Genomic DNA, 8,990 nt, shown 5'->3' with positions numbered 1-8,990 from the left:
AGTTGAGCATCAACGGCAGGACGAGCAGCGCGGTGAGCAGGATCGCCACCGCGTAACTCGCCGACAGGATGAGCAGCCAGCCGCCGAGCGCCGCCATCGCCTTGGCCAGCCACTCGGCGCCCCATTCTGCAAACCAGCTCATCGGCGGCTGCGCGATGAAGCTGGTGATCAGGTAGTCGAGCAAGGCGATCGACAGACCGACCATCAGCACGATGGCGATCAGCGCCGGCACCAGAATGTACAGCCAGATCTTGCCCCGCCCGAACGACGCCAGACTGCGCCGCAACGCCACAATGATTTCACCCATGACCTCCACCTCGACTCCTCGACTCCGTTGGAATGCGTATCGGGTTTATAGCGCAAAAACGGCTGCCGAACCACGACGCAGGCGTTATCCTCAGTGCATGCTTCCTTTTCGACACAGAAAGACGGCGATCTGGCTGCTCGGCGCCGCCTTTGCGCTGACGCTAATCTGGCTCGTCTGGTTCACATTACCCCGCCTGCTCGGCCTGGCGGCGGAACGCTGGCTCGCCATCCCCGGCGTCGAATCGCTGCGCGTCGAGGTCGCCGAGGTCGGAGCCAGCCGGCTGACACTGCGCGAGCTGCGCGGCACCTATCGCGGCACGGGCGGCGACCGCCTCGAATTCGCGTTGAACGACGTCGCCATCGATTTTTCGGCTTTGCGCCGCCGGGTCGAGCGCGTGGACGCCGGACGCGCCGTGCTCGATCTACACCCGGCCGACACGCTCGCGCACTCGCCGTGGCCTCTGCTCGCCTGGCCGCAAGGCGCACCGGACAAGGCCAACGTGCGCGACTTGCAACTGGCGCTGCACCGACTGACAGGCACGCCGTTGATGGTTCGCGGCGAGTTCGACGTGCAACGGACCGACGATCGCGTTGAAGCGATGCTCCGCACGCAGGCTGGCCAGCTGCAGCTTGCGGCAACGACCGGCAGTACGCTCGACATCGCGGCGGACTGGCGACCGGACGCCGGCGCTGCCGCCAGCGCGCAGCTGCGTATCGGCGCCCGGCCGTCCGGGCAACCAGCCAGCCTCCGCGCCAGCCTTCCGTTGCCCCTCGTCGCTGACATCGCCCGGACGACGGGCTTCGACCTGCCCTTGACCGAGGTACGAGGAACGGTTGCGCTGCAAGCGACGGCTGCACTCGGCGAGGACGGCGGAACGCTGCGCACCCTCGATGGCGAGGCCGATTTCGTCGATGCCGGCGCGCAAGCAGCCGTGTCGGGAGAGCCCCTAAAGCCGGGCAGCGCATCAACCTTCTCCCTCGCCGGCAAGCTGCGCTTCGCCTGGCAAGCGCAGCAATCGACACTCGAACTGCAACCCGGCCTGCGCTGGCAGCTGTCTAGCGAACAGGCCAACGCCAGCGGCCAACTCGAACAGCCGTTCGCGCTCACGCGCACCGGCGACGCCATCGCCAGCACCGGCGACCTCGCCGCCGCCTTGCACAGCGCGCCATGGGGAACCTGGGACGCGGTCGTGCATGACCTTCGCCTCGACACCGGCACCGCGCTCGGCGACGTGAAGACGGCCGCCGCCCGGCTACGCATCAAGGGAACGCTCCCGCGCTGGCAACACGGCAACTTCGCGCTGCGCACCCTGCGCGCCACTGGCGACGCAACGCTGAACTGGTCGCCCGACCAAGGCCTCGCCGCCATGCTGGCGACGCAACTCAGCCCGGAACGGCTGACGCTGGCCGGCGCTTTGCCGCTCGCTTTCCCGGCTTCCTCATGGAAAGTGGCAGCAACGGCCCAGGCCAAGCCGGCGGCCGATCTGTTGCATAGCTTCACCATGCAAGGCGAAGCAAGCAGCGAACAACTCCACGGCGAACACGCCGGGCACCCCTTCACCCTCGGCCCGACGCAAATCCGCTTCGAGCAGTTCGCCAGGACACCACGCGGTACGCGCGCCGATCTTGCGGTCGCAGCCGACGCCATCCGCATTAGCGCCGCCTGGCCGGCGCCCGGTCTGCGCGTCCGCGTGCGGCTCGACGGCGACCGAGTACGCGGCGAGGGGAGCGTACTACTCGGCGGCGAAGAAGCCGTGCGCTTTGCCGGCTCGCACACCTTGGCGCGCGCCTGTGGGCAAGCCACGCTCACCGCGCAACAGGCGCTGGCGACGCTCGGCAAAAGGCTGCAACCCCGGCCGCCGGCGCTCGCGCCGCTCGACCTCGCCGCCGGTGCGGCCGACGCGAACTTCGAAGTCGACTGGTGCGACGCCAAGGTCGCCGCCAAGGGAACACTGCATCTGCGTGATGCCCGAATCGGCTGGGAGAAGGCGCAGGCACAGGGCGTCCAGGCAGCGCTGCAACTCGACGGCTGGCAGCCGTTGCGCGGCAGCATCCAGCTCAGCGCGACGCAGGGCCAACTCGCGACCGGCAGCGAACTCGGCAACCTGGGACTCGACCTCGCGCTGACCGAGGACGCGCTGCAGATCCGGACGCTGCATCTCGACCTCTTCGGCGGCGCCGTGCATAGCGCGCCGATCACGCTGCCGTGGCCGCCGACCGGGCAGCCCCTCCCGCTCGCCATCGAACAGATCGACCTCGGCCAGCTGCTCGACGTGCTCAAGGTTTCCGGGCTCTCCGGCAGCGGCCGGCTCGACGGCGTCCTGCCGTTCGCCTACCGGGACGGCGCGCTGGAGGTCCGCGACGGCCGGTTGAACAGCACGGGCGGCGGCACGCTGAAATACGCGCCGGCACAGGTGATCGCGGACAACCCGGGCCTGCAAGCCTTGCGCAACCTGCACTTCCAGAAGCTCGACATGCGCCTGAACTACGCGTCGAACGGCGCGTACCGGACCGAGTCGGTGCTCGAGGGCAGCAACCCCGACTTCTACGACGGCTATCCGATCCGCTTCTCCCTCAACATCAACGGCGAGCTGCCCGGTCTGTTCCGTTCCGCGCTCTTTTCCGGAGACTTCAACCGACACATTCTGGAACAATTACAGTCGGGCAAACTGCAGTAGTTTTGCTAAGCTCACGGCATCCCTCTCCTGGAGCACCTCATGCAAAGGACTCTCACATTGCCCGCCGTCGCGCTGATGACGTTGCTGCTCGCCGCCTGCGCGCCGACGGTACGCATCGAAGCACCGGAAAAACCGATTGAAATCAACATGACCCTGAACATCAAGCACGAAATTCTGGTCAAGGTTGAAAAGGACGTTCAGCAACTGTTCGACTCGAACGCAGGCCTCTTCTAGGCCACTTACCGCACACAAGGAAATGCCATGAAGAATTCACTGAAAGCGATCCTCTTCGGCCTACTGCTGGCGGCCAGCACTGCCTTTGCCGCCGACCTCGCGACCGTAAAAGCACAGGGTCTGGTCGGCGAACAGAACAACGGCTACCTCGGCCTCGTGAAGAACGACGCGCCGGCCGACGTCAAGGCGCTGGTCACCGACGTCAACGGCCAGCGCAAGGCGCAGTTTGCCCAGATCGCCGCGAAGAACGGCATCGCCGTGGAAGAGGCCGCCAAGGTCTTCGCACGCGAAGCGGCGGCGCGTACGGCACCCGGTAACTACATCCAGAATCCGGCGGGCGGCTGGGTGAAGAAGTAGCCGGCCCCAGGCGTCCCGGCAAGCCCTGCTTTGGAGCGCAGATTTTCTGCGCGATGGGCGGTGGATGTTCCGATGGGGTGATCGCCCGGTGAAACCGGGCTCCTACTGGAGGCCGGAAGCGCGTGATGGGTTTTGTAGGGGTGCAGCTTCGCTGCGCGATAACGGCCTCTCAGCCAGAGCACCGCCCGATTCGCCCGATAAAATCGGGCTCCTACAAACATCAGCATCACCTGCGCCTCAAATCCCTTCCCACATCTTCTGCAGCCGCTTCACCGACACCGGCGCCGGCGTGCGCAACTCCTGCGCGAACAGCTGCACGCGCAACTCTTCCAGCATCCAGCGGAACTGCTCGACCTGTGCATTCGTCACGCCCTGCTTGGCGAGCACGATCGCGCGGCGCTCGTAGTTGGTCCATAGCGGCGCGTACTCGGCCATCAGCTGCGCATCGCGTGCGGGGTTGGCGCGCAGCTTGTCGAGGCGCATCGCCACGGCCTTGAGGTAGCGCGGAAAGTGCTGCAGGCGCTCGAATGGCGTGTCGGCGATGAAGCGTTTGCCGATCAGCCGGCCGAGCAGCTTTTCGACGTCCTGCACTGCCGCCGCGTGCGCCTTGAAGCCGAGCAGCTTCTTCTGCACCGCCAGCCATTCGGTCAGCACCAGCCCGACGAGGCGGCAGATCTCCTGCGCGATCAGGCCGAGGCGCGGTTTCGCTTCAGTACAGCGCTGCTTGAACGTTGCCGCGTCGGCCGGCCACGGTTCGACCAGACAGGCACGACGAAGCACGACGTCGAGCAACTGGTTGCGCAGATCGTCGAGCGAGCCGAGCGCCATATATTGCATGGCCATCTGCGTGAGGCCGGGCAGGTTCTTTTCGAAATACTTGAGCTGCTCCTTGAACTGCAGTTTGAACAGGCGCACCAGCCCGGCCGCATGCACCGCTTGCGCCTCTTCCAGCGAATCGAAGACGCAGAGCGAGACGGAATCGCCGTCGTCGTGCAGGCCGGGGTAGCCGATCACGCGCTGCCCGCCCACGTCCACTTCCATGAGTTCCGGCAACTCGCCGAAAGACCAGTCGGTCATGCCCGCGTACTCGGCCGGCGTCTCGTGCGCCTCGGAAAACTCCTGTTTCGCCTGACCGCCCCACTCGCCGCGCAGTTCGGAAAGGTTGCGGCTCATGCCCAACTGCCGTCCGTGCTCATCGACCAGCCGGTAATTGAACGAGAAATGCGCCGGAATCGCGTCCGGTCGGAAGGCATCGGGCGTGATCTCCCAGCCGCGCGCGTTGAGGCCGCGCGTTTGCAGGATGTAGTGGATCAGCGCCGGGATCAGGCCCTTGTCCGATGGCTGCACCGCTGCCACGAACTCGGCCGCGAACTCCGGCACCGGTACCAGCTTCGAGCGGATCTTCTGCGGCAGCGTCTTGACGAGCTGCACGACCTTTTCCTTGAGCAGACCGGGAACCAGCCAGTCGCACCGCCCCGGCGGGATCTGGTTCAACTGCGCGAGCGGTACGGTGATCGTCACGCCGTCCTTCGGCGAACCCGGCTCGAAGTGGTAGGAGAGCTCGAACTCGACGCCGCCGAGCTTCAACTGGTGCGGGAACGCCTCGGTCGTCACGCCCGCCGCCTCGTGGCGCATCAGGTCTTCGCGCTGGAGGTGCAGCAGTTTCGGGGTTTCCCGTTCGGCCTCCTTGCGCCACTTGTCGAAGTCGACGCCGTTGGTAATGTCTTCCGGGATGATCCGATCGTAGAAGGCGACGATCAGCTCGTCGTCAACCAGCACGTCGGGCCGGCGCGACTTGTGCTCCAGCGTCTCGATGTCGAGCATCAGCTGGTGGTTGTGCGTGTAGAACGCCCAGCGCTTGGCGTATTCCTCGGCGATCTCGCCGGCGACCAGGCCCTCGCGGATGAACAGCTCGCGCGCTTCGGTCGGGTTCATCGGGCCGTAGTTCACCCGCTTCTTGGGATTGACGACGATGCCGTAGAGCGTCGAGCGCTCGAAGGCCACCGCCTGCATCGCCTTCTTTTCCCAATGCGGATCGAAGTAGCTCTTCTTGATCAGGTGAGCGCCCACCTTCTCAAGCCACTCCGGCTCGATGCGCGCGACGCAGCGGGCAAAGAGCTTGGTCGTCTCGGTGATCTCCGCGGCGGCGACCCATTTGCCGGCCTTCTTGTTCAGCGCCGACCCCGGATGGATCAGGAACTTGATACCGCGCGCGCCGAGGTAATGGCCGGAGTCCTCGGACTTGCAGCCAATGTTGCCGAGCAAGCCGGAAAGCAGCGCGCGGTGGATGGCGTCGTAATTGGCCGGAAGCTGGTTTTCCTTCCACTCGTGTTCATTGGCAAGACCGAGCAACTGGCTGTGGATGTCGTGCCACTCGCGCATGCGTAGCGCCGAGAGGAAATTCTCGTGGCAGGCCTGCACCAGCTTGCGTTGCGATTTCTTGTGTTCCAGCTCGCCCGCGTACCACTGCCAGAGCTTGAGCCAGGAGAGGAACTCGGATTTCTCGTCGGCGAATTTCTTGTGTGCCGCATCGGCCGTGCCCTGCTTTTCCTGCGGGCGTTCGCGCGGGTCCTGCACGGTCAGCGCGGCGGCGATGACCAGCATTTCCTTAAGACAGCCCTCGTCGCGCGCGGCGACGATCATGCGCGCGACGCGCGGATCGAGCGGCATCTTGGCCAGCTCCTGCCCGACCGAGGTGAGCGCCCGCTCTTCCGTCACAGCGCCCAGTTCCAGCAACAGCTGGTAACCGTCGCTGATCGCCTTGGGCGGCGGCGCTTCGAGGAACGGGAAGTTCTCGACGTCGCCCAGGCGCAACGACTTCATGCGCAGGATGACGCCGGCCAGCGACGAACGCAGGATTTCCGGGTCGGCAAACGGCGGCCGTTTGCTGAAATCCTCCTCGTCGTAAAGCCGGATGCAGACGCCGGCCGACACCCGCCCGCAGCGGCCGGCGCGCTGATTGGCCGAGGCCTGCGCAATCTTCTCGATCTGCAACTGCTCGACCTTGTTGCGGTACGAATAGCGCTTGACCCGCGCCAGCCCAGTATCGACCACGTAACGGATGCCGGGGACGGTCAATGAAGTCTCGGCGACGTTGGTCGCCAGCACGATGCGGCGACCCTGGTGCGGCTTGAAGATGCGCGACTGCTCCTCGGCTGAGAGGCGGGCGAACAGCGGCAGGATTTCTGTTTGCGCGCCACCGCGCCCGAAAGTGTGCTTGCGTAGCGCTTCGGCGGCATCGCGGATCTCGCGCTCGCCGGGCAGGAAGACGAGGATGTCGCCGGGGCCGATGCGGTTGAGTTCGTCGCAGGCGTCGACGATCGCGTCGTAGAGGTCGCGCTCGTCGTCCTCTTCCGCTTCCTCGGTCTGCACCGGGCGGTAGCGCACGTCGACCGGATACAGACGGCCCGAGACTTCGATCACCGGCGCCGTGTTGAAATGCTGCGAGAAGCGCTCGGCGTCGATCGTCGCCGAGGTAATGATCACCTTGAGATCCGGCCGCTTCGGCAAGAGCTGCTTGAGGTAGCCGAGCAGGAAGTCGATGTTCAGACTGCGCTCGTGCGCTTCGTCGATGATCAGCGTGTCGTACTGGCCGAGCCACGGATCGCCCTGCGTCTCGGCGAGCAGAATGCCATCGGTCATCAGCTTGATGTACGACTGCGGCGACGTGCGGTCGGTAAAGCGGATCTTGTAGCCGACGTGGCGCCCGAGTTCGCTTTCCAGCTCCTGCGCGATGCGCGCCGCCGTCGAGCGGGCGGCGATGCGGCGCGGCTGCGTGTGGCCGATCAGGCCGGTCGTTCCGCGCCCGAGTTCGAGGCAGATCTTCGGCAGCTGCGTCGTCTTGCCCGAACCGGTTTCGCCGCAGACGATCACCACCTGATGTTTTGCAATCAACGCGGCGATCTCGGCGCGGCGCTCGTTGACCGGCAGTTCGGCCGGGAATTTCGGCCTCGGCAGATTCTCGCGGCGAGCGGCCACGCTGGCGCGGGATTTCTCCAGCAGCTTGTCGTGCTCAACCTGCAACGCCTCCTGCTTCTTGCCGTACAGATGGCGCAGGTCGCGCTTCATCGAGGCGAGGCGGCGGGAATCGGCAGCGAGGACGTCAGAGGCCACTGGCTGGCGGCCGTGAGGGTTTGCGTGTTTTAGGGAGCGTGGTGCAGCGCGTTCGGTTTCAGGGGAAATATCGTTCATCCACGAATTATCGCGCAGACTGACAAAACCACTGAAAACGCGGCACAAGATGGACGACAAAATCTTCGCTAGCCGGCCATCTTCGAATCACGGAATAGGGGACACACGGAATAGCGGAATAGGGGACAGACCACGTTTTCTGGTAGTCTACTTCGCCATATCTCATTCCGACTCAGGAGCCCTCATGCCGCGTCGCGCTCGATTGACGTTGCCGAACGTACCGATGCACGTCATTCAGCGCGGCAACAACCGGCAGGCGTGTTTCTTCGCCGATGACGACTACGCTATCTACCTGGCTTGCCTCAAGGAATACGCGCGCGCGACCCGTTGCCAGGTGCATGCGTATGTGTTGATGACCAACCATGTGCATCTGCTTGTTTCGAGCGCATCGACCGACGGTGTCGGGGCGTTGATGAAGGCGCTGGGCCAGCGCTATGTGCCGTATGTCAATCGGACCTACGGGCGCTCGGGCTCTTTGTGGGAGGGGCGTTTTCGCTCTTCCCTGACCGAAGATGAGACGTATCTGCTCGCTTGCCAGCGCTACATCGAGCTCAATCCCGTGCGCGCCTCGATGGTGCAGCATCCCGCAGACTATCGTTGGTCGAGTTACCGGGCGAATGCGCAGGACGAGGCGTGCGACCTCGTCACGCCACACAGGCTTTACGAGGCTTTGGGGGCCGACCCTGCGGCTCGCCAGGCGGCATATCGGGAGTTGTTCCGTGACAACCTGGAACCCGGCCTGGTCGACGCGATCCGGTCGGCCACCAACGGGAACTTCGCGCTCGGCGGTTCCCGTTTCAGCGATGAAATCTCGCACGCACTCGGTCGGCGCGCGACGCGTGGCAGGCCGGGCCGGCCACGCAAACAGGATGACGAACCTTTGCCGAAGATGTTTGAGCGACGAAAAAAACGTGGTCTGTCCCCATTAAAAGTGAGCGATGAAAAAAAACGTGGTCTGTCCCCATTAAAAGAGCGCTTTGATTTTCTTTGCGAACCTTTGCGATCTTTGCGCCTTTGCGGTGAAGAACCGGGTTTTTCAGGATAAACCGATCGCCCGCCGCATCAAAACGAGCAGTGCCGGAGCGGGCGGGCCGCCGGTCACGCGCTCAGCGCGCGGGTGACGCCGTATTCGTCGATGACGAGCAGCCGGAAGCCGGGCTTGGAGCGGACAATCCGCCCGCTCTCGGCATTCATCAGGCAGCCCGATTTCGCGAGCAAAGCCAG

The 8,990-nt window shown here is 64.8% G+C and carries 5 protein-coding genes and 1 pseudogene; 4 read left to right on the top strand and 2 right to left on the bottom strand.

What is annotated here, in order from left to right; translation table 11 throughout:
- Positions 1 to 307 (bottom strand): annotated as a pseudogene (locus tag KBA32_RS15195) (hypothetical protein); the annotation flags it as partial.
- A gap of 97 nt (positions 308 to 404) precedes the next feature.
- Between KBA32_RS15195 and KBA32_RS15190 the strand changes: the two are divergent.
- The 3 genes from KBA32_RS15190 to KBA32_RS15180 are packed head-to-tail and all read left to right on the top strand — an operon-like array spanning position 405 to position 3,575.
- Positions 405 to 2,984 carry a YdbH domain-containing protein gene (locus tag KBA32_RS15190; protein WP_294360629.1) on the top strand — a complete coding sequence of 860 codons (2,580 nt, stop codon included), beginning with the start codon at positions 405 to 407 and terminating at the stop codon, positions 2,982 to 2,984.
- A 39-nt stretch (positions 2,985 to 3,023) separates the two neighbouring features.
- On the top strand, positions 3,024 to 3,218 hold the full coding sequence (locus KBA32_RS15185; RefSeq protein WP_294360627.1) for a YnbE family lipoprotein: 195 nt from the start codon (positions 3,024 to 3,026) through the stop codon (positions 3,216 to 3,218).
- A 27-nt stretch (positions 3,219 to 3,245) separates the two neighbouring features.
- Positions 3,246 to 3,575 carry a YdbL family protein gene (locus tag KBA32_RS15180; protein ID WP_294360625.1) on the top strand — a complete coding sequence of 110 codons (330 nt, stop codon included), beginning with the start codon at positions 3,246 to 3,248 and terminating at the stop codon, positions 3,573 to 3,575.
- A gap of 237 nt (positions 3,576 to 3,812) precedes the next feature.
- Here KBA32_RS15180 and hrpA read toward each other — a convergent pair whose 3' ends face one another.
- Positions 3,813 to 7,643, bottom strand: a complete 3,831-nt coding sequence (gene hrpA, locus KBA32_RS15175; protein ID WP_294360631.1) for an ATP-dependent RNA helicase HrpA — start codon at positions 7,641 to 7,643, stop codon at positions 3,813 to 3,815.
- 307 nt (positions 7,644 to 7,950) lie between these two features.
- On the opposite strand from hrpA, the gene KBA32_RS15170 reads away from it, so the two are divergent.
- Positions 7,951 to 8,811 (top strand): transposase, encoded by an 861-nt coding sequence (locus KBA32_RS15170; RefSeq protein ID WP_294360623.1) that lies wholly within the window; start codon positions 7,951 to 7,953, stop codon positions 8,809 to 8,811.
- The last annotated feature ends 179 nt before the right edge of the window (positions 8,812 to 8,990 follow it).

The organism is Propionivibrio sp., assembly GCF_017995515.1.
Classification (GTDB): Bacteria; Pseudomonadota; Gammaproteobacteria; order Burkholderiales; family Rhodocyclaceae; genus Propionivibrio.
Note: the sequence above shows the minus strand (reverse complement) of the source record. Positions and strands in the feature narration are given on the sequence as shown.

Coding starts and splice junctions, on each gene's coding strand:
- KBA32_RS15170 (WP_294360623.1), top strand. CDS start 7,951: ATGCCGCGTCGCGCTCGATTGACGTTGCCGAACGTACCGATGCACGTC.
- KBA32_RS15180 (WP_294360625.1), top strand. CDS start 3,246: ATGAAGAATTCACTGAAAGCGATCCTCTTCGGCCTACTGCTGGCGGCC.
- KBA32_RS15190 (WP_294360629.1), top strand. CDS start 405: ATGCTTCCTTTTCGACACAGAAAGACGGCGATCTGGCTGCTCGGCGCC.
- KBA32_RS15185 (WP_294360627.1), top strand. CDS start 3,024: ATGCAAAGGACTCTCACATTGCCCGCCGTCGCGCTGATGACGTTGCTG.
- hrpA (WP_294360631.1), bottom strand. CDS start 7,643: ATGAAGCGCGACCTGCGCCATCTGTACGGCAAGAAGCAGGAGGCGTTG.